This is a genomic window from Streptomyces sp. NPDC002206 (assembly GCF_053593595.1).
Genome location: NZ_JBSFCW010000044.1, coordinates 21,375 through 39,921, shown reverse-complemented (window position 1 = coordinate 39,921; position 18,547 = coordinate 21,375). Strand labels below are relative to the sequence as shown.

Annotated in this window: 18 protein-coding genes and 6 pseudogenes; 15 read left to right on the top strand and 9 right to left on the bottom strand. The window is 67.5% G+C overall.

Annotated elements, in window-relative coordinates; translation table 11 throughout:
- Together ACWCP8_RS37380 and ACWCP8_RS37375 are read right to left on the bottom strand one after the other, a co-directional pair.
- A pseudogene (locus ACWCP8_RS37380) lies at positions 1–124 on the bottom strand (hypothetical protein); the annotation flags it as partial.
- Between the two features lie 299 nt (positions 125–423).
- Positions 424–1,158 (bottom strand): SDR family NAD(P)-dependent oxidoreductase, encoded by a 735-nt coding sequence (locus ACWCP8_RS37375; protein ID WP_352271805.1) that lies wholly within the window; start codon positions 1,156–1,158, stop codon positions 424–426.
- 105 nt (positions 1,159–1,263) lie between these two features.
- On the opposite strand from ACWCP8_RS37375, the gene ACWCP8_RS37370 reads away from it, so the two are divergent.
- Positions 1,264–1,890 carry a TetR/AcrR family transcriptional regulator gene (locus tag ACWCP8_RS37370; RefSeq protein ID WP_352271803.1) on the top strand — a complete coding sequence of 209 codons (627 nt, stop codon included), beginning with the start codon at positions 1,264–1,266 and terminating at the stop codon, positions 1,888–1,890.
- A gap of 106 nt (positions 1,891–1,996) precedes the next feature.
- On the opposite strand, the pseudogene ACWCP8_RS37365 reads toward ACWCP8_RS37370, so the two are convergent.
- Both ACWCP8_RS37365 and ACWCP8_RS37360 read right to left on the bottom strand, forming a co-directional pair.
- Positions 1,997–2,179: pseudogene (locus ACWCP8_RS37365) on the bottom strand (IS3 family transposase); the annotation flags it as partial.
- Positions 2,180–2,185: 6 nt separating this feature from the next.
- A pseudogene (locus ACWCP8_RS37360) lies at positions 2,186–2,428 on the bottom strand (transposase); the annotation flags it as partial.
- Positions 2,429–2,581: 153 nt separating this feature from the next.
- On the opposite strand from ACWCP8_RS37360, the pseudogene ACWCP8_RS37355 reads away from it, so the two are divergent.
- Both ACWCP8_RS37355 and ACWCP8_RS37350 read left to right on the top strand, forming a co-directional pair.
- Positions 2,582–2,731: pseudogene (locus ACWCP8_RS37355) on the top strand (helix-turn-helix domain-containing protein); the annotation flags it as partial.
- A 118-nt stretch (positions 2,732–2,849) separates the two neighbouring features.
- Positions 2,850–3,362: an AAA family ATPase gene (locus ACWCP8_RS37350; RefSeq protein WP_352271802.1), complete on the top strand. Its 513-nt coding sequence runs from the start codon at positions 2,850–2,852 to the stop codon at positions 3,360–3,362.
- A gap of 50 nt (positions 3,363–3,412) precedes the next feature.
- On the opposite strand, the gene ACWCP8_RS37345 is transcribed toward ACWCP8_RS37350, so the two are convergent.
- Positions 3,413–4,666 carry an IS256 family transposase gene (locus ACWCP8_RS37345; RefSeq protein WP_352271800.1) on the bottom strand — a complete coding sequence of 418 codons (1,254 nt, stop codon included), beginning with the start codon at positions 4,664–4,666 and terminating at the stop codon, positions 3,413–3,415.
- 399 nt (positions 4,667–5,065) lie between these two features.
- The gene (locus tag ACWCP8_RS37340; protein ID WP_352271798.1) at positions 5,066–5,974 is read right to left on the bottom strand and encodes a LysR family transcriptional regulator; all 909 of its coding nucleotides are present in this window, start codon (positions 5,972–5,974) and stop codon (positions 5,066–5,068) included.
- A gap of 285 nt (positions 5,975–6,259) precedes the next feature.
- Here ACWCP8_RS37340 and ACWCP8_RS37335 point away from each other — a divergent pair, with 285 nt between their 5' ends.
- From ACWCP8_RS37335 to ACWCP8_RS37320, 4 genes are all read left to right on the top strand, one after another.
- Positions 6,260–6,892, top strand: coding sequence for an NADPH-dependent F420 reductase (locus tag ACWCP8_RS37335; RefSeq protein ID WP_352271796.1), 633 nt, complete (start codon positions 6,260–6,262; stop codon positions 6,890–6,892).
- Positions 6,893–6,944: 52 nt separating this feature from the next.
- Complete coding sequence (locus ACWCP8_RS37330; RefSeq protein ID WP_352271794.1) at positions 6,945–7,880, top strand: SDR family oxidoreductase; 936 nt, start codon at positions 6,945–6,947, stop codon at positions 7,878–7,880.
- Positions 7,881–7,948: 68 nt separating this feature from the next.
- Positions 7,949–8,617, top strand: coding sequence for an NADPH-dependent F420 reductase (locus ACWCP8_RS37325; RefSeq protein ID WP_451120812.1), 669 nt, complete (start codon positions 7,949–7,951; stop codon positions 8,615–8,617).
- A 412-nt stretch (positions 8,618–9,029) separates the two neighbouring features.
- Entirely contained in the window at positions 9,030–10,058 is a 1,029-nt protein-coding gene (locus ACWCP8_RS37320; RefSeq protein ID WP_352271792.1) for an FAD-dependent oxidoreductase, read from the top strand.
- Positions 10,059–10,399: 341 nt separating this feature from the next.
- On the opposite strand, the gene ACWCP8_RS37315 is transcribed toward ACWCP8_RS37320, so the two are convergent.
- Complete coding sequence (locus ACWCP8_RS37315; RefSeq protein WP_451120810.1) at positions 10,400–12,640, bottom strand: discoidin domain-containing protein; 2,241 nt, start codon at positions 12,638–12,640, stop codon at positions 10,400–10,402.
- A 426-nt stretch (positions 12,641–13,066) separates the two neighbouring features.
- On the opposite strand from ACWCP8_RS37315, the pseudogene ACWCP8_RS37310 reads away from it, so the two are divergent.
- Positions 13,067–13,201 (top strand): annotated as a pseudogene (locus ACWCP8_RS37310) (UvrD-helicase domain-containing protein); the annotation flags it as partial.
- Here the strand turns inward: ACWCP8_RS37310 and ACWCP8_RS37305 are convergent.
- Complete coding sequence (locus tag ACWCP8_RS37305) at positions 13,192–13,482, bottom strand: WbqC family protein (protein ID WP_451120808.1); 291 nt, start codon at positions 13,480–13,482, stop codon at positions 13,192–13,194. The pseudogene ACWCP8_RS37310 and the gene ACWCP8_RS37305 sit on opposite strands and share 10 nt — an antisense overlap.
- Between ACWCP8_RS37305 and ACWCP8_RS37300 the strand changes: the two genes are divergently transcribed.
- Together ACWCP8_RS37300 and ACWCP8_RS37295 are read left to right on the top strand one after the other, a co-directional pair.
- Positions 13,382–14,086, top strand: a complete 705-nt coding sequence (locus tag ACWCP8_RS37300; protein ID WP_451120806.1) for a PepSY domain-containing protein — start codon at positions 13,382–13,384, stop codon at positions 14,084–14,086. The two genes, ACWCP8_RS37305 and ACWCP8_RS37300, sit on opposite strands and share 101 nt — an antisense overlap.
- Before the next feature lie 774 nt (positions 14,087–14,860).
- Positions 14,861–15,610 carry a YcnI family copper-binding membrane protein gene (locus tag ACWCP8_RS37295; protein ID WP_352271784.1) on the top strand — a complete coding sequence of 250 codons (750 nt, stop codon included), beginning with the start codon at positions 14,861–14,863 and terminating at the stop codon, positions 15,608–15,610.
- Positions 15,611–15,944: 334 nt separating this feature from the next.
- Here the strand turns inward: ACWCP8_RS37295 and ACWCP8_RS37290 are convergent, their stop codons facing one another.
- Positions 15,945–17,060, bottom strand: coding sequence for a PP2C family protein-serine/threonine phosphatase (locus ACWCP8_RS37290; RefSeq protein WP_451120803.1), 1,116 nt, complete (start codon positions 17,058–17,060; stop codon positions 15,945–15,947).
- Between the two features lie 80 nt (positions 17,061–17,140).
- Between ACWCP8_RS37290 and ACWCP8_RS37285 the strand changes: the two genes are divergently transcribed.
- From ACWCP8_RS37285 to ACWCP8_RS37265, 5 genes and pseudogenes are all read left to right on the top strand, one after another.
- Entirely contained in the window at positions 17,141–17,374 is a 234-nt protein-coding gene (locus ACWCP8_RS37285; protein WP_451120801.1) for a DUF6233 domain-containing protein, read from the top strand.
- A 6-nt stretch (positions 17,375–17,380) separates the two neighbouring features.
- Positions 17,381–17,473, top strand: a complete 93-nt coding sequence (locus ACWCP8_RS37280; RefSeq protein ID WP_352272622.1) for a DUF6233 domain-containing protein — start codon at positions 17,381–17,383, stop codon at positions 17,471–17,473.
- 186 nt (positions 17,474–17,659) lie between these two features.
- Positions 17,660–18,067, top strand: a complete 408-nt coding sequence (locus ACWCP8_RS37275) for a DUF6093 family protein (protein WP_451120799.1) — start codon at positions 17,660–17,662, stop codon at positions 18,065–18,067.
- A 4-nt stretch (positions 18,068–18,071) separates the two neighbouring features.
- Positions 18,072–18,275: pseudogene (locus ACWCP8_RS37270) on the top strand (DUF6093 family protein); the annotation flags it as partial.
- A 37-nt stretch (positions 18,276–18,312) separates the two neighbouring features.
- Positions 18,313–18,492 carry a hypothetical protein gene (locus ACWCP8_RS37265; RefSeq protein WP_451120816.1) on the top strand — a complete coding sequence of 60 codons (180 nt, stop codon included), beginning with the start codon at positions 18,313–18,315 and terminating at the stop codon, positions 18,490–18,492.
- Positions 18,493–18,547 lie beyond the last annotated feature (55 nt).

Sequence of the window (18,547 nt, the reverse complement as noted above, 5' to 3'; positions counted from 1 at the left end):
CGTCGGCCCACTTCAGCGGCTTCGCGTGCGCGTCGATCGGCAGGATCAGACCCTTGCCCGGGTGGGCGGAGACGTTGTTGTCCTTCTGGGAGGTGCCGGCATCCAGTCGGACCCCCGGCTGGTATTTCGCCGGTAGGTCGGGATGCGTGAACCTGCCCCTCGATGACCTCTTCCAAGGAGGTCACAGACATGGGACGAGGGCATCCATGATCGTTACTCCCCGTTCGTGCGCAGTTCCCAGGGCTGCATGCCGAGGACATGCGCAAGGTGCCCCTGCATCTCGACGGCGGACGGCAGCGGGCCCTATGGTCACCTCGGCAATCTTGCCGACCGCGTCGAGCGAATGTCCGCATTCGGGGCCAGTCCCTTGGCCCGTGATGACTGCGTTCTAGCGGGCATGCCCGCACATACCGGTGTGTCCGTTCAGATCACCGTGGTGCCGCCGTCGGTGGTCAGTTCCAGCCCGTTCACATAGCTTGAGTCGTCCGAGGCGAGGAACAGCGCGACCGTCGCGATCTCCTCGGGGCGGCCCATCTTGCCCCGCGGGATCAGGGACTCGAACTGCCGCTTCGTCTCCTCGTCGAACAACTCCTCCTGCTTGGCCGTGGCGACCTGGCCGGGGGTCAGCACGTTCACTCGGATCCGCCTGTCCCTCAGCTCGTTCAGCCACACACGGGCCCAGGCCTGCTGCACGGCCTTGCTCCCCGCATACACACTCCACCCGGGGAAGCCCCTGAGCGAAGCGTTCGACCCGGTCATGAAGATCGAGCCACCGTCGTTGAGCAGCGGCAGCGCCTTTTGTACCGTGAACAGCGTGCCGCGCGCGTTCAGCCAGAACGCGCGATGGAACTGCTCCTCGGTGATCTCGCCGAGCTTGCCCTGCTCACCCATACCGGCACTCGCCCACAGCACGTCGATCGAGCCCTTATCCCGCCTGACCGTCTCGTACAAACGGTCCAGGTCGTCCAGGTCGGCCGCATCACCCTGCACGGCGGTCACGTTCCGGCCGATCACCTTGACGGCGTCATCCAGCGCCTCCTGCCGCCGGCCCGTGATGAAGACATGAGCCCCTTCCTCGACGAACAGCTTTGCGCCGGCCAGCGCCATGCCGGTCGACCCGCCCGTGATCACCGCTACCTTGCCATCGAGCTTTCCCACGATTACTCCTTTGTACACCGAGCTGTGTACTTAAACGTATCTGACGGCCAGTGGGAACGCAAGCTATGTATACCGAGCGGTACCGCACTGGGCTATGATGGAGTCATGACGAAGCTGGAGATGGGCCCCCAAGGCCGGCGCCGTGGCAGGGGTGCGCGCGAGCGCATCCTCAGCGCATCACAGCAACTGTTCCGCGCTCAGGGCATCAACCGCACCGGCATGGATCAACTCTGCGCAGTGGCCCAGGTCTCGAAGCGCACGGCCTACCAGCACTTCACCGGCAAGGACGACCTGGTCGCCGAATACCTGCGCCGATTCGATCCCGACATCATGGCCGGAGTGTTCGACCGCACCGACCTCACGCCCCGCGAACGACTCCTCGCTGCCTTCGAGGTCCCCACATCCGGCCCAGAGGAGCTCACGCCCCTGTGCCCCTACATCGCGGCGACCGTCGAAATCCACGACCCCCAACACCCCGCGTCCCAATACGCACGCGACTACAAGCTCGCCATCGCCGCGCGGCTCGCCGAAACGGCCCGCGAAGCCGGCGCCACCAACCCCGAACAGCTCGGCGAACAACTGGCACTGCTCCTCGATGGCGCCTCGGCCCGCACCCGAGTCCTCAACGCCGAATCCTTCCCCACCGCCGCCGCCATCGCCGCCGTCCTCATCGACAACGCCCTCCCCGCGACAGACCGGGACCGGGGAAGCGAAAATGCAACGGTCGGGTAGTCCGAGGGTGCGACTCCCTCGGGCTACCCGACCGACGTAAGGGTGTAACGCTTCGTCCCGCACTGATGAGCTTGTTTCGCTTTGACGGACACCGTTGGTGTGGTGGTCATGCTGCGAGTGCAGTCTCGTAGTCGGCGGGACTGCGGTAGCCGAGACTGCTGTGGAGTCGGTGCAAGTTGTACCAGCCTTCGATGAAGTCGAAGATCGCGGTGCGGGCGGCGGCTCTGCTGGGCCAGTTGGTGGTGTCGAGCAGTTCTCGTTTGATGGTGGCGAAGAACGACTCGGCGACGTCCTCGCGCAGCCGGCGGTTCTCCCGCCGTAGCGCGGCCAGTTCATCGCGTTCGCTGCTGGTCAAGCCGTCGCGCTCGCCGGCATCAACCTCGGCCTGCTTGACCCAGTCGCGCACCGCGGTCTCGGTCAGATCGAAGTCCTTCGCGATCTGACCGACCGAGCGGTCACCTCGTCGGCACAGCTCGATGATCTCGGCCTTGAACTCCGGCGTGAACGAGCGGCGAGGGCGAGGCTTCTTCTTCCCCATGCTCTCCATCCCTGATCTTCGCGGGGAATCCCGGCCTTCAGGCCGGGCGGGAATGCGGTCCCTGGCCCGGAGGCGCGGAGCGCCGGAGTTCTCTGCGTTGTCAGTGGCGCCAGCTATGTTGACCGGACTGACCCCAAAAGGGGGGTGGGCTGGATGATTCGTGCGTACAAGTTCCTGATGCGGCCCACCACGGGCCAGCAGATCGCGCTTGGCGAGATGCTGCGGGATCACTGCTCGCTCTACAACGGGGCGTTACAGGAGCGACGGGATGCCTACCGGCATGTATCGAGGACCACCGTCCGGTGAGTAATTGTCAATTCCTGTGGATGTTGTCGCGTGACTTGATGGCTCGGAGTGCGGATGCCTGCGCCGTTCTGGCGTTGATGGCCGGTGGTTCGGTCGGGCGTGCGAGGGTGTCGTCATGTTGATCGCGATGGCTGGGCTGCCCGGTGCGGGGAAGAGTTCGATCGCCGAGGCGTTGGGGCGCAAGCTGGCTGCTCCGGTCGTGTCCGTGGACCAGATCGAGGCGGCGATGTGGCGTGCGGGGGTAGGCCGTGACCAGCCCACGGGCCTGGCGGCGTATGTCGTGGCCGAGGCCGTGGCCGATGGTGTGCTCGGCATGGGCCAAACCGTGATCGTCGATGCGGTCAACGCCGTGAAGGCGGCGCGGGAACAGTGGCGGTCGCTGGCGGATCGTCGTGGTGTGCCAGTGGTGTTCATCGAGGTGGTGTGTTCGGATCAGTTGGTGCACCGCCATCGGTTGGAGAACCGGTCCCGGGGGATCGAGGGCTTCGCTGAGCCGACGTGGGAGGTGGTGGAACGTCTGCGGGAGGAGTTCGCCTCGTGGGCCGATCACCGGTTGGTGCTGGATACGATGACCGACTTGCCGTCGAACGTTACGACGGCCCTTGGATTCCTGTCCCCGACAGCCTGATCCTCAGTGATGCGAGATCAGTAATCAAGATCTCTGGATCGTGCGGTAGTTCAGGCTGCGTTGGTCTCGGGACGTTCGATGAGACGTCCGCGTTCGAAGCGGGCCCCGGCGCGGACCAGGGCGACGAGGTGGGGTGCGTTCACGGCCCGCCACCGCTGTTGGGCGGACTCGACGAGCTTGAAGACCATGGCCAGGGCGGCGGGCGCGCTGCCGGCACCTCGGGTGACCTTGGTCCGCAGCCGGACGGTGGCAAAGGTCGACTCAATCGGGTTCGTGGTGCGCAGGTGGATCCAGTGCTCGGCGGGGAAGTCGTAGAACGCCAGCAGCTCGTCCACGTCGTCGGTGATCTTCTTGACGGCCTTGGGGAACTTCGCTCCGTAAGTCTTGGCGAACGTGGCCACGGCCTTGAGCGCGTGATCGCGGTCCTCGGCGTTATAGATCTCTTGCAGGGCCTTCTTCGCGCCGGGCTGGGCGGACTTCGGCAGGGCGTTCGCGACATTGGCGATCTTGTGAACCCAGCACTTCTGATGGCGGGTTTCGGGGAAGACCTCGGCCAGGGCCTTCCAGAACCCGAGTGCACCGTCGCCGACCGCGAGGACGGGAGCACGCATCCCTCGGCGTGCACAGTCGCGCAGGAGATCCGCCCACGAGTCGGCGGATTCGCGGTAGCCGTCGTTCATGGCGATCAGCTCTTTGGTGCCGTCCGCGCGCACGCCCATCAGCACGAGCACGCATGACTTCGCCTCCCGCAGGCGTATGCGCAGGTGGATGCCGTCGGCCCACACGTATACGTAGTCGCTGCCGGACAGATCACGTTCGCCGAATACCTGGTGGTCGGTCTGCCACTGCTGGGTGAGGCGGGTGACCGTCGCTGCCGACAGACCGGCCGTGGAGCCGAGGAACTGCTCGAGGGCGGGCACGAAGTCGCCGGACGACAGGCCGTGGAGATAGAGCAGAGGCAGCACCTCGCTGATCTTCGGGGACTTGCGGCACCAGGGCGGCAGGATCGCCGAGGAGAACCGCTTGCGCTCGCCCGTGCCCTCGTCGACGCGCTTGTCGTTCACCCGCGGCGCCTTCACCTCGACCGTCCCGGCCGCGGTGGTGACCTTCCTGGGCTGGTGATAGCCGTTGCGGACCACCATGCGATGCCCGTGCTCGTCACGCTGATCGGCCAACTCGGCTATGTAGGCATTGACTTCGGCCTCCAGAGCGGCGGCCAGCATCCGTCTCGCACCTTCGCGGACGATGTCGTCAATCAGGGAGCCGGTCCCGGTCGTTCCATCGGCATTCACTACGCTCAGCACAGGCGTGCCTTCCCGACCGACGGTGCAACGTCGGCCTACTCGATGACCAGAAGTCGATCACTCGGGAAGGTACGCCCTTCACGTCCCAGCCCGAGGCCGATCCACAGGTCATGAGCATTGCTCGGGCTGCCATGGCCGCGATCACTGCCGCAGCCGGCCCCTCGTCTCAGCTGGCCCAGACTATCGGCCCGTGGCACGACGTCCTCCGTCAGTTCCTCTGAACTCCACCTGCGGGAGTTCCTGCTGACTGTCACTCCGGTGGACTGACCTCGCGGAGCGGGAAGCTCTAGCCTCGGACTCCACGCCCGTCTCCGGGCACGTCCGGACTGTCCGCGAGCCTCCCCGGAACACGCCTCTCGCGTGGTTAAAAACCGGGTGTCCGATTCGCTTTCTCTGAGATCACCTCATTGAAACGGCACCGCTTCCAAGCTGCCACATTTCATAGTTCCCGCACTCTGCCGTGATCTCGGCCGCCGCCTGAGCCGCGGTGAAGAAGTCGTCGACCACCGGCGAGGTGTGCGATGCCGCCACCGCGAGGCACACCTGGTCGGACGCCAGATCCGGGACGGGCACGTAGCTGATGTTCGGATGTGAGTAGAACACGGTCGCCGAACGGGCCAGGAACGAGATGCCCCGGCCGGCCGCGACATGCTCGAGCGTCTCGTCCACCCCACGCACCAGGTACCCGGCGTTAGGGTGCGGGCGCCTGGTGGGCTGCGTGCTCGTGTCGACATGCCAGACCAGCGGCTCGCCGGCTAGGTCGGCCTCTGTCACCTGCTCCCGGCCGGCCAGTTTGTGGCCGGCGGGCAGCACCGCCACCCGCGGCTCGGTGTACAGCGGGGCGACGCGCAGGCCGGCCTCGTCGATGGGCAGCCGCACATAGCCGACGTCGATGCGGCCGTCGAGCAGCATCGGGGCCTGGTCGTCCCATTCGATCCGCTGCACGTCCACCAGAACGTCCGGGTGCCGGGCGGCGAACAGCCGTACCGCCGGGGCGACCGCGATGCCCGCCCGGAAGCCGACCATTATCCGCTGGCTGCCCCGCGCGGCCACGGTCACCCGGCGGCGGACCGCGTGCGCGGAGGCCAGCAGCGGGCCAGCGTCGGTCAGCAACTGCCTGCCGGCGTCGGTCAGCATCACGCCGTGGCTGTCCCTTGTCAGCAGCGGGGTGCCGAGATCCTGTTCCAGCGCGCGGATCTGCCGGCTGAGCACCGGCTGCGCGATGTGCAGCTCATCGGCGGCGCGGCCGAAGTGCAACGTGCCGGCGACGGCGACGAAGTAGCGCAACTTGCGCAGGTCCAGATCCATGGAGCCTCCCGGTCCGGCGATGCCTTGAGGGTATCGCAACAGCTGAAAGAGGTCTTGGACACCCACTCACGCCAACGGCATCCTGAATAGGTACCCGATGGGGCCAGAGCGAATTCGACATAAGAGTTCGACATCGGGGCTTGATAGCAGGGCCCAGAACCAGAATGGGCGCATCACGAATTGAGCCAGGCCCATCACGTCATTCGATGGCGTCGACGACGCAATCGTTAATAACGACGGGGGTGGGAATGGCGTCCTATCCAGCTCCAGAAAGCAGGCACACCAATGAGCAGCGTCAGCATTATCGGCCTGGGGAACATGGCCAGCGCCCTGGCCGGCCGGGCACTCGCCGGCGGCAACGCCGTCGAGATCATCGGTCGCGACCCGGCCAAGGCCAAGGAAGTGGCCGCCGCGCTCGGCGGCGCCACTGCCGGGACGGCCGGCACCGCCCCGGCCGGGGACATCGTCATCCTCGCCGTGCCGTACGCCAGCGCGGCGGCGGTGGTTAGCGAGTACGGGGACGCACTACGCGGCAAGATCATCATCGACATCACCAACCCCGTCACCCCCGATTTCAAGGGCTTTGTCACCCCCGACGGCAGTTCCGGCGCACAGGAGATCGCCAAGGCCGCCCCTGCCGGCGCGCATGTCGTCAAGGCGTTCAACACCCTGTTCTCCAATGTGCTGGCCGCCGGCCCAGCCGAGGGCCGCCCATTGGACGTGTTCATCGCCGGCGACGACCCACAGGCAAAGGCACGCGTGTCAGCGTTCATCGAGAGCCTGGGACTGCGCCCGATGGACACCGGGCAGCTGCCAATGGCGCGGACACTGGAGAACGCCGGCCTGCTGGAGCTGGGCCTCGTCGCCCACTCCGTCAGGCACACCAACTTCTCCCTCGGCGTCAGCATTCTCAGCTGAGCGCACCCGCACCACCACTTCTCGCGCCACATCATTCACAAGGAGCAGTAGCGTGCGCGTTTTCGTGACTGGCGGGACCGGCCATTCCGGTTCGTACATCATCCCCGAGCTCATCGCCGCCGGGCACGAGGTCACCGGCCTGGCCCGGTCGGACACGGCTGCGGCGGCGGTGTCCTCGCTCGGCGCGAAGGTGCGTCGCGGCGACCTCGAGGATCTCGACGGGCTCAAGGAGGCGGCCGCGGATTCCGACGGCGTCATCCACGTCGCGCACAGGCAAGACCTGCTTCCGTCCGGCGGGATCGACGCCGTGGCCGCCGCGGAGCTCCCGATCATGCTCGCGTACGGCGAGGCACTCGCGGAAACCGGAAAGCCGCTGGTCGCGGCGGGGAGCATTGGCTCGCCCGGGAACCTGGGCCGGCCGGCCACCGAGGAGGACCCGGCCCTTCCCGGCGGGGATGAGTACAAGGGCACCCTGCGGGTTCGTAACGTCGTGGAAACCGCCGTAGTCGGCCTCGCCGAGCGGGGAGTGCGGTCTTCGGTCGTGCGGATTGCCAACATCGCGCACAGCACGACCGATCGTGCCGGCTTCCTCGTGCAGCTGATCGCGCTCGCGAAGGAGAAGGGCTTCGTCGGCTACCCCGGAGACGGCGCGAACCTGTGGAACGCCGTGCACGTCCGCGATGTCGCCTCCTTGTTCCGCTTGGCGCTGGAGAAGGGGCCAGCTGGCAAATATTGGCACGCGGTTGGGGACGGGGCGATCCCGCTTCGCGAGATCGCCGAGGCCATTGGTAGCCGTCTGGGCCTGCCCGCCGTGAGCATTCCCGCGGACGTACTGATGGTGCCGGGATACTTTGGGTTCCTCGCGAACATAGTCACGCAGAACTACCCGGCGTCCAACCTCATCACCCGCCGGACCCTCGGCTGGGAACCCGCTCAGCCCAGCCTGCTCGCCGATTTGGACAACGGCCATTACTTCTCCGCCAACTGACGGCAGGAACCCGAATCGCAACGAGTCCGGCAAATGACAAGGGTACGGCTCTTCTGGAGGGACGGAATATGACGACCGTGGGATTCATCGGAAGCGGCAACATCGGCAGTACCATCGCGCGGCTCGCCATCGAGGCCGGGCACCAGGTCGTGCTCAGCAACTCGCGCGGTCCCGAAACGCTCGCGGACACGGCCGCGGAACTGGGTTCGCGGGCGTCCGCGGCGACGAGCAGGGAGGCCGCGGCGGCCGGTGACATCGTCGTGGTCACGGTGCCGGTCAAGGCCTTCCCCAGCTTGCCCGCCGCGCCACTGGCCGGGAAGACGGTCATCGACACGTGCAACTACGGCCCCGAGCGTGACGGGCACATCCCCGAGCTCGACAGCAAGTCGCTCACCTCGAGCGAGCTGCTGCTGCGGTACATCCCGGACGCCATGCTCGTGAAAGCGTTCAACAACATCTTCTTCAAGCACCTGCTGTCCCTCGCCCGCCCGGCGGGGGCGGCGGACCGCTCGTACCTGCCGATCGCCGGGGACTCCGCGTCGGCGAAGGAGACGGTGAACGAGTTCATCGAATCCATCGGGTACAGCGTGGCGGACGCGGGACCGCTGGCCGATAGCTGGCGGCAGGCGACGGGCACGCCCGTGTGGGGGACCCCGTACGGGCCGTTCTCGAACGAGAAGGGCCAGCCGGTCGGCGAGGACGCCATCCGCGCGGCACTGGCCACCGCAACGCGGTAACCGTAAGTTGGCGCGGGCCGCGGTACGGTCCGGCCGTGTTATGGCCCCGTCCGGTAGGCGTCGGGCGGGGCCATAACGCAGAACTCGTTGCCGTCAGGATCCGCCAGGATGTGCCATGTCCAGCCGTTCTCGCGGACCGGACGCCCGTAAGCACGGCCGCTCCAAGTCGGTGACTGGACCACCCCGGCGGCTCGGAGGCGAGGGCCTGTGGCTGGCCGTCGCGGTAGCTAGACTTTCGCATGTAGCCGCTGGTTTTGGGCCGGGCTCACCAACGATCCGTTGGAGGGCCCAAATGTCTTGCCCCTTGATCGCTAACCTCGACACCGTCCGAGTCACGCGAGTCGACACCTGTGGACGACCCGTCTGCGGCGACGACAATGGCTTCGTCTTCGACTGCCTGGCATCCGTCGCAATGAACCCGAACACCGAGGATGGCGACGACGTCAGCTACAAGGCCGCGAACGGTCGGCAGTGCGGCTTCAAGCGTGGTTGCCCGACGTTCAACAGGTACGACGTCGAGGTCAACTTCTTCAGTGTCTCGCCCGAGTTCCTGGAGATCACCACTGGCGACCCGGTGGTCTACGACTACAGCGGCAAGCCCGTCGGCTACGACGACTGTTCCCTCCAGTGCAATAGCGGCTTCGCACTGGAGCTGTGGGCGGAAGTCCTGGGCGAGGACGTCTGTGCCGCCGACGGCACCGGTGACGGCGCGTGGATCTACTTCCTGCTGCCGTGGGTGACGAACGGCATCCTCGGGGACCTCGAAGTCGGCAGCGAAGCCGTCACGCTCCAGCTCACCGGCGCCACCCGCGTTGGGCGGCGGCTGGGACCGCGGCCCGTACGACGTCATCGCCACCGACGCGGCCGGCACCCCCGGCCAGCTGCTCACTCCGCTCGGCTGCCCGGGCTCGTCGGCGAGAGCACTCGGCTGCCGGAGCGGGACCGGCTCGGCGCGATCCTGGCCACACCCCGCGTCGATCTGCGACCGGCGCCCGACGGCCGTATCGTCTCGATCTCTTGGCCGGTGGACGCCATGCTGCCGGCGGATGCCGAGGGTGCGGCAGACATCACGGATGCGGCGGATTCGGCGCAGCAGGCCGCCCCGGCGCTGGAGCGGGAGCTGCAACGTCTTGGCCGGGAGGTGTTCACACCGCTGCGCACCGCCGAGATGGCAGGTGTACGCCTCGGAGTGCGTCCGGTGCCAGCGGACGGGCTGCCCCTCGTCGGCTGCGCGGCCGCAACTCCGGGCCTCTACACGGTCGTCACGCACAGCGGTGCGACCCTGGCACCGGCGCTCGGCCTGCTCGCCGCGCAGGAGATCATCGGCGGCCGGGCGAGCGAAGAGCTGGCGGACTACCGTCCGGACCGCACCCCCGCCACAGACGTGCTCGACGAGAGCGTGCAGGTCATGAGCGGTGCGGCGGCGATCACGACGGCCTGAACGGGGACGTCCCATGTAGCTACGTGTAGTCGCCGTTGCGGGTCACCTGGCGGCGCCGGGCGAGGTCGGCGCCGCCAGCCGCAACTCCATGAAAGGGCGCCGGTCTTCGTCACGGCGCCTGACCAGCGACGATCAGAATGATGAGGGCCCCTTCCATGTTCTGCCCGGATCGCTTCTCCGTAACGGTCTAGGTGGCGCCCTTCCGTCATGGCGGTAGCTCCTCATAGCAAGTGTTTTTGACGGCTTGCCAAAGAGAGCGACCGCCCCGGACCGGCAGGCCGTTCGGGACGGGTTCGCGGCCGTGCTGGCCGGAGGCGTTTCCGGCCGGCACCGCCCAGTGGCTATTGCTGACGGGTCGTGAAGATTGCGGCGGCGCTTGCGGGCAGATGGTAGGCGTAGGTGGTGTCTCCGAGCGGCATGTCGAAGGTCGCGGGGGAGTGGCCCGGGTTGTAAACGACGAGCAGCTGGGTGCCGTCGGGCAGCACTGCCGTTTTGCGCTGGACGTCGCCGACGGGTCCCGAGTCCTTGCTCGCCGGGCCGCCGGGCTCGAGGACGTTCAGTTCGTGGATCGACCACCAGTTGCCGGCACTGCTCCGGTTCACCAGCCGGATGTAGCGCCCCTTGATCTGCGGAAGCAGGATCTCGTCCAGTGTGCTGCCCGGTCCGGTCGCGATCGGCTTGCCCCAGTCCGTACCGTCGTCGGACACGTACACCTCGAACTGCTTGGCGAAGTCCTGGTTGCTTGCGGTGGTGTCCACGACGAGTCGGTTGAAGGTCTGCAGGGAGCCGAGATCGACCTGGAACCAGTCGTCGGGCTGCATGCCCTGGCCCGTGCTCCACCGCGTGGCCGGGTCCCCGTCGACCGCGTTGCCGACCGGATCACCGGCGCTGCTCGACGAGGCCGTGGCCGTCCACCCGCCGCGATCCAGCGGCACCTCGGCCGTGGGAGAGGTGAGCGACGCGCCACCGGGCATCGTGTATCCGAGCCACTGGTCGCCGGCCCGCACTTGGGTCTGGGAGGCCAGCATCCCGGAGTCGTAGCTGATCAGCGCCTGCGTACCGTCCGGGTTGTCGAACGGTATGTCGACCGAGCCGATGGCCGTCGGGTCCGAAGCCCCGGACTGGGGGCCGTTCCAGGTGAAGGTGGCGGCTGCTCCACCGGCCAGGGTGTAGGAGAACCACTTGTCGCCCCACTGCACGCGGAACGTCTTCGGGCTGTTCGCGGAGTTGAACGCGACCAGCGCCGTCGAGCCGTTGGGGTTGACGAAAGCGACGTCCTGCACGTCACCGGCGCCGAGGGTGTTGGACGCGACCCGGCGGGCGCCCGGACGCACAAACTTGCTGGCCTGCCCGAGGGCCCAGTAGTCGACGGTCTTGGCGTACGACCACTTGCCGTCCGCACCGCGCGTGACCGTCACCACTCCGCGGCAGGTGTCGCAGCCGCCGTTGGTCGGCCCGTTGTCCTGGTCCAGGGCCATGTTCCAGCGGACGACACTCTTCGCCCAGTCGCGGGTGGCGTTGATGACCAGGTCCATGGCGCCCGCGAACCCGGCCTGGTCGTCGCCCTCCCAGGTACCGCCCGAACACTCTGTCTGGAAGGCCGGCTTGTTGGGGTAGCTGTTGTGCGACATGGACTGGGCCCGCACGCTGCCGCCATAGCAGTGCCATGCCGTCCCGTCGACCGACGGCGAGGTGGCTGGGTCGGCGTAGAGGCTCTCGGGATAGCTGGTGACATCCCAGTTGTGGTCGTAGCCGAGGATTCCGGTGCGCAGCCCGCGCCGCTGTAGTGCCGGGCCGAGGTGGTTCTTGATCAGGTTGTTCTGTTGCGTGGCACTGAGCGACATGCCCGGATAGCCGTCGGGTACGTAGAGGGGCTCGTTCTGCGGCGTGATGTAGCGGATCGGGACGCCTTCGGCCGCGTAAGCCTCGATGAACTTCGCGAAGTAGTCGGCCAGCGGTTGGTAGGCGTCCGGCTTGAGCGTTCCCCCGATCATCGAGTCGCTCGTCTTCATCCACCCCGGCGGGCTCCACGGCGAGGCCATCACGGTCAGCTGGGGGTTGAGCCGACGGGCCTGCTTGAGTACCGGGATGATGTACGACCGGTCGTGGTCGATGGAGAAGTGAGTGAGCGTCGGATCTGTCTGACCCGCCGGCATGTCGTCGTACGAGTAGTTCCCGTTCACGGCGAAGTCGCTGGCGCCCATCGGCTGGCGCAGGAAGCTCAGTCCGATTCCCTGGCGGCCGAACAGGTCGCGCATCACAGCTTCGCGCTGCTTGCTGTCGAGCCTGGTGCCGACAAGCCAGGCGGAGGAGTCGGTGAACGACGCCCCGAAACCGGTGATCTCCTGGTACCGCCGTTGCGTGTCGACCGTGATGGTCGGTCCGCTGGGGGCCTGCCCTCTGTGCCAGTCGACGGTGGGTCGGCGCGACAGGTACGTGTGGGTGGCGAGGTCCGTGACAAACACCGACACCCCGGCCTGCTGGTCCGCTGCGACGGGCTCCGCAGCGGGCGCCGGGGCCGGAGTGAGCGCCAGCAGGGACACTGCAGCAGCCAGTGCGACTCCTGGCCAATGTCGTGACATTCCTTGATCCCTTTCGTTGCGCGAGGTTTCTCTGGCAAGCCCCGCCCGGCGCGCAGTGGCGCGGACGTGGTCAGTCGAGGAGGGCGAGCAGCACTGCGGAGGCAAGGCTGTGCCTGACACACATGACTCGTCTCCAAGTGCCGGGTGCGGTGGGTTCAGCCGAGCAGCCCCACAGTCATCCTGAGCACCACAGCCGTCAAGACTTTGAGTCAGAAAGCTTTCCTGGCGGCCACTGGCTCGGGTTCGCCTCCACCCGTCGTGCAGATCTGGGTTGCTGTGTTCACAGGATGGATTTTGCAAACGCTTTCTCAGCCCTTGACTCACTTGCACGTACAGGAGTTGAATCGAAGACTCGTGTCGCCAGGCGGCCCAGCTGCTCGGTCACGCGTAGGAATGCGCCCGCACATGGCTGATCCAGTGCGGGTGAGAATCCCCTGCGACTTCCTCTTCCTCGACGAAGCCCAGGACACCAATCCCGTCGTCGAGAAGATCTTCAACGCTCAACGCGATCACGCCGAACTCGTCATGGTCGGAGACTCAGCCCAAGCCATCTACCAGTGGTGAAGTTCCGCGAAGGGGCGGCGGTCGAGGTAGCGCAGGCCGCCGGTGCCGCAGAGGTAGGTGCCGGCGCCGACAGCGGAAGTGAGGTCGGCCAGACGTACCGAGCGGCCGGAGGAAGCGGCGAGGGCACTGCTGCGCACGATGGTGACGCGCCAGCCCAGGAGGTTCAGTAGGGCAGGGGTGGTGGCCTCAGCGACGGCCGCTGTACCGGCGGCCTCGGCGACGGTGCCGGACGACGGGTTCGAGCGAAGCCTGCAGCAACTGCCAGTGGGGGCTGGCATGGTAGTGCTGCGCGGGCAGTTGGCCGAGGCGGCGGGCGGCGCGCTGCGGGTCGGCGAGTTGAGCATCGCGGATCAATGTTGCGCGGCCGTGCGGGAGATGGGTTTCCACGGACGGCCACTGTTGCTGCTTCGGGTCGTCGAGTGCGGCGAGACGGGCGCGGTGCTGGTAGTCGCGGCGGACGAATTGGACGTCATCGAGGGCCACCCATACGTCAGCGGCGTACAGCTTCTGCGGTTCGCGGACTACCCGGTGCTGGCAAAGCTGACCCGCTGGGGCATCGACGCGCACACCGGCGTTCTGTTCGGGTTGGTCAACCAGATCGCGCTGGTCGCCTTCGCCTCCTGCCTGATCCTGCTGATCGTGTGGGGGTACCGGATGTGGTGGCAGCGCGGGCGTGGTGCCTCGTTTGGGCGTCCGCTGCCGCGCGGTGCCTGGCAGAACGTTCCGGCGTACGTGCTGGTCCCGCTCATAGCCACTGTCGGTGTCCTTGGCTACTTCGTGCCGCGGCTCGGCATCCCGCTGGCCGCGTTCCTGGCCGTGGACATCGGGTTGGGCGAGATCGCGTACTGGCGCGGCGAGCGCACCTACGTCCCGGTCGGCTGACCGCGGTCACTGGAACAATCACGAGCACTGCGCCATTGCCAAGGCCAGATACAGCGTCGCGGGCTAGGGGGCAGGGGGCGCCCCCTTCCCGTCGTCCCTGCTGTTCCCATGGGAGGATTCGGCCACCATGAGGGCTTCCTTGGCGGTACGGAGCTTGCGCGCCGCGGTGTTTGCCGCTGTGTGCGTGCTGCTGGCCGCAGCGGGCCACGGGCTCACTACCGGTGCGGCGCCGCCGGTGTGGGCGTCCGTCGCCGGGTTCCTCACCGTCTTCGTCCTCTGCTGTCTCATGGGTGGTCAGGAGCGTTCGCAGGCTGGGATCGGCGGCGCGATGCTTGGCACGCAGGCGGGCCTGCACATGATGTTCGGCGCCGTCCGGTCTCCGGCGGCGGCACGTATGCATGGCCTGCTGACGACGCATGCACACGCGATGGTCCACTCACACGTTATGGGACCGACGCACGCGATGACGTCCCATGCCGCTGCCGCGCACATCGCCGCGGCCCTCCTTGCCTCATGGTGGCTGCGGCGCGGAGAAGTCGCTCTGTGGACGCTGTTGCGCTGGGTTGTCGCTCTCGTGCCGGGCCTCGCGGCCTGGTGGCGAGCACCGACGAGTCAGTTGCCCTCCCGCGCATACGTGGGCGCTGGTTGTGATGCCGGGCCTTGGCCGCTGCGACGACTTCTGCTGCGGCACATTGTCTCCCGCCGTGGGCCGCCCACGGAGAACCCGTACGGATGCCGACCCCAACACGTTCTCAACAGTACGGAGTTTCCCTCATGGCCCCCAACAACAGCCTTTTCCGGCGTGCCCTGCGCCGCATGACTGTGGTCAGCGCCCTCACCGCGACCGGAGTCCTGGCCGCAGCGGGCGTGGCCTTCGCGCACGTGACGGTCCATCCCGGTAGTTACGAGAAGGGCGCCACGGACGGCGTCCTGACCTTCCGGGTCCCCAATGAGGAGGACAACGCCAGCACCACGAAGGTGCAGGTCTTCCTGCCCACTGAGCACCCGGTCCTCGGCGTGCTCGTCACACCCGCGGCGGGCTGGACGGCGAAGGTGACGACCACCAAGCTCAAGACCCCGGTCAAGACCGACGACGGCACGATCACCGACGCCGTCTCGGAGATTACCTGGACCGGTGGGAGGATCCGGCACGGCCAGTACCAGGACTTCAACGTTGCCTTCGGCCAACTGCCGGAGGACACCGACCAGCTGTCCTTCAAGACCTTGCAGACGTACTCCGACGGCAAGGTCGCCCGTTGGATCGAGGAGTCGAAGGAAGGCCAGGAAGAACCGGAGAACCCGGCGCCGGTGCTACAGCTCACCAAGGTGGCCGGAAAGTCCAGTTCCTCGGCCTCCGCGTCCTCGGAGGTTCCGCCCTCCGATTCGAAATCCACAGGGAAGGCGACGGCGGCCAGCGACTCGACAGCTCGTGGCCTGGGCATCGCGGGGTTGGTCGTGGGCGTTCTGGGCCTGATCGCGGCAGCAGTTGCCATTGCCCGGAGCCGGTCCTCCGTACGCTCCTAGCAGGCGAGTGGTTCCCGCCCTGCCGAGGTCAGCTGCCCTTGGCAGGGCGGACCGCCCAGCACGTCGCTCTTCTCCTCCCCTGCTTCAAGAGGTCGCGCCGTAGCGATGCCTGCGCACGTCGTGCTCGTGATCGTCGGCCAAACCTTCGCCCACAGGTGTCACAGGAGGGTGGGGCGGGGTCCAGCTGTGACGGGTCGATGCCGAGGGATCGCAGCAGGTCAGCGTCGGTCATGTGTGCGGCTCCTCTCGTCGGCTTCCGAACGATACTGTCCCGTGACAGCGAATCTTGAGCGCGTGCCGTCGAAGTGCGAGTGATGCAAGAGGGGCCGGGTGATCAGGCCTGGGGCGTGGCGGGGCGCTCTATGACGATCACGGCGGCGTCGTCGTTCAGGTGTCCGCCGACGTGGAGCAGCAGGTCGCGCCGGAAGCGGCCGAGGAAGGCGTCGGGGTCGCTCTCGGTCCAGCCGGTGATGCGCTCGGTGAGCGGGTAGAAGGTGCCGGTGGAGTCGCGGGCCTCGGTGACGCCGTCCGTGTACAGCAGTAGAAGGTCTCCCGGCTCGAACTGGAAGCTGTCGACGTGGTATCGCGGATGCGCCAGCTCGCCCAGGCCCAGCGGAGGCGCGGGATCAAGGGAGTCCATCGTCACCGGTCGGCCGTTGTGCAGGACGACCGGCGGCGGGTGCCCGCAGGCGACCATCTCGACTCGGCCGTCCCCATCGAGGATGTCCAGGATGGTGGCGGTGATGAACGTTTCTCCGCAGCAGCTCGTCTCACCCGGCTCGATCAGGTCCCAGCACACGCTTCGGTCGAGGTAGGCCACCAGCTCACCCAGGCTCGCCTGGCGGTGGGCCGCGACGCGGAACGCTCCGAGCAGCAAAGCGGCGTCATTGACCGCGGTCATCCCCTTGCCTCGCACATCGCCGACCATCAGCCGGGTGCCCGAGGTGGTGCGCGCCGCCGCGTACAGATCCCCGCCGATTTGGGCCTCGGCCTCCGCCGCGAGGTACAGGGAGGCGACGTTCAGCGGTCCGAGCTGCTTGGGCAGCGGCGGCAGAACCACACGCTGGGCGGCCTCGGACACGTACCGTACTTGCGCCAGCTCTTTTGCGCGACGCTCCCGCACTACGCAGAAGATCACGAGGCTCGTGCCGACCAGTATCAGGGCGATGATCTGTGCCTGGTGGTTGGACGAGAGCAGCTCGTCAGGATCGCGCAGCAGCCCGATGATCGTCTGCGCGATCACCGCCAGTGCGGCGACCAGACCCACCGCCCAGGGCCCTCCGAACGACGCCGTGATCGCCGGGGCCGCGACGAGCAGCGGACCCAAGTGCATGTCGGGCGGTGCAAGAACGTCGATCACGGTCACCGCAACTATCCACCCGAGCGGGACGGCGACCCATGCCCGACCCGATCGCACCAGCCGGCGAAGTTCTTCGAGGCACTGCGACATGACTCCTCCTACCCCGCCCTTACTAGGCTCGCATGCGGAGACGGGCAGTGCGGTCGCCTGCCCGACGTAGACTCGAACGCATGTACGACATTTCGCCGGATCTACCCAGGCTCCGGACGCTGCGGACCTGGTACGGGATGTGGGTGGACCGCATCGACGAGGCGAACGCGGCGGCCGAGCAGCGGGAGAAAGAGCGGCAGCAGGGCGAGGAGCGACGGCCACCCACCCCGGACTGGATTGTGCTCAGTATCGGCGTAGGCGCGCGGCCTATCGAAGTCCACGTCGGCGGGTGCTACGCGGCCGGGAAACGCTAGCGGGTCATCACCCGGGAGCAAGCCCTCGCCGCCCTCGCCGACGGGATGCGGGCCTGCATCCACTGCCGACCCGACACTGAGCTCGGGGTGCTCGGGTAGGTCCGGCGGCGGTCCAGCGGGGGGACATCTGAGCCACCACCGGTACACCGATCGTCACGCCGGACCGAGACCCGCGCACCTGGGTCAGCCGCATGCGCCCGTCGTTTCCTCGGGTCGGGGAGCTGTCCGTGCACCGCCCTACGCTCGAACGTAGGAGCACTCCTTCGCCCTCTGAGGGGCTTTCGCTTGCCGCCGTCGCCCCCCACCGTCGAGATGCGCATCCTCGTGGACACTGTCGAGATCTTCCGTCCCGAGGAGCCGGTCCTTGACCCGGACTCCGGCGAGTACCACCCCGGCCCGGACCAGATCCTCTACACGGGTGCCGATGCGATCTTCGCCGCCGGTGGTCCCGGCCTGGTCCTGTCTCTGGAAGGACAGGCGTACGCCGACGACACCCGAAACCGCTACCGGCTCCTGGCTCCCCTGGACGTCCCGCTCGCGTCGCGTGAGGACCGGGTGCGCGTCACCGTGGCCACGCAGGACCCGGGCCTGATCAACAGGGTGTGGCGGGTCATGGACATCTCCGACGCCAACTCGCTCGCCGTCGTCCGTACGACGTGGCTGGGCGAGACCACGCAGACCACCGGGGCGTGAGCCGGTGCCGCTGGATCTTTCGCAGGCCAGGGCTGACCTGGAGGCGCAGCTGACCGACACGGTGCGGATCTCCTGCACCGCCGGCCAGCCCGTCCTGGACCCGGTGACCGGGGAGCCCGGCCAAACCCCGACCACCGTGGTGTACGACGGTCCGGGTGCGGTGCTGTCCACGCACGGGCAGATCGTCCTGGGCCAGGTCCTCGGCCAGGACTGGCTGTCCGAGGGCTCCGCCCTGGTACCGGCTCGTGACGCCCGTGTCGGCGCCGGTCGCGCTGCTCGGCGACCTGGTGGAGGTCGTCACCGAGACGGGCGGCCTGGCCGGCCGCGTCTGGCTCGCCGACGACGTCACCGAGGCGTCCACGGTGGAGATCTGCCGTTCCACCAGGCTGATGGAACACATCACCACGGCGTCCAGCGCCGTCTGACCCACGGCCTCTTGGCGGCCTCGCGCACACCTGCGCGGGGCCGCAGTGCTGTTGT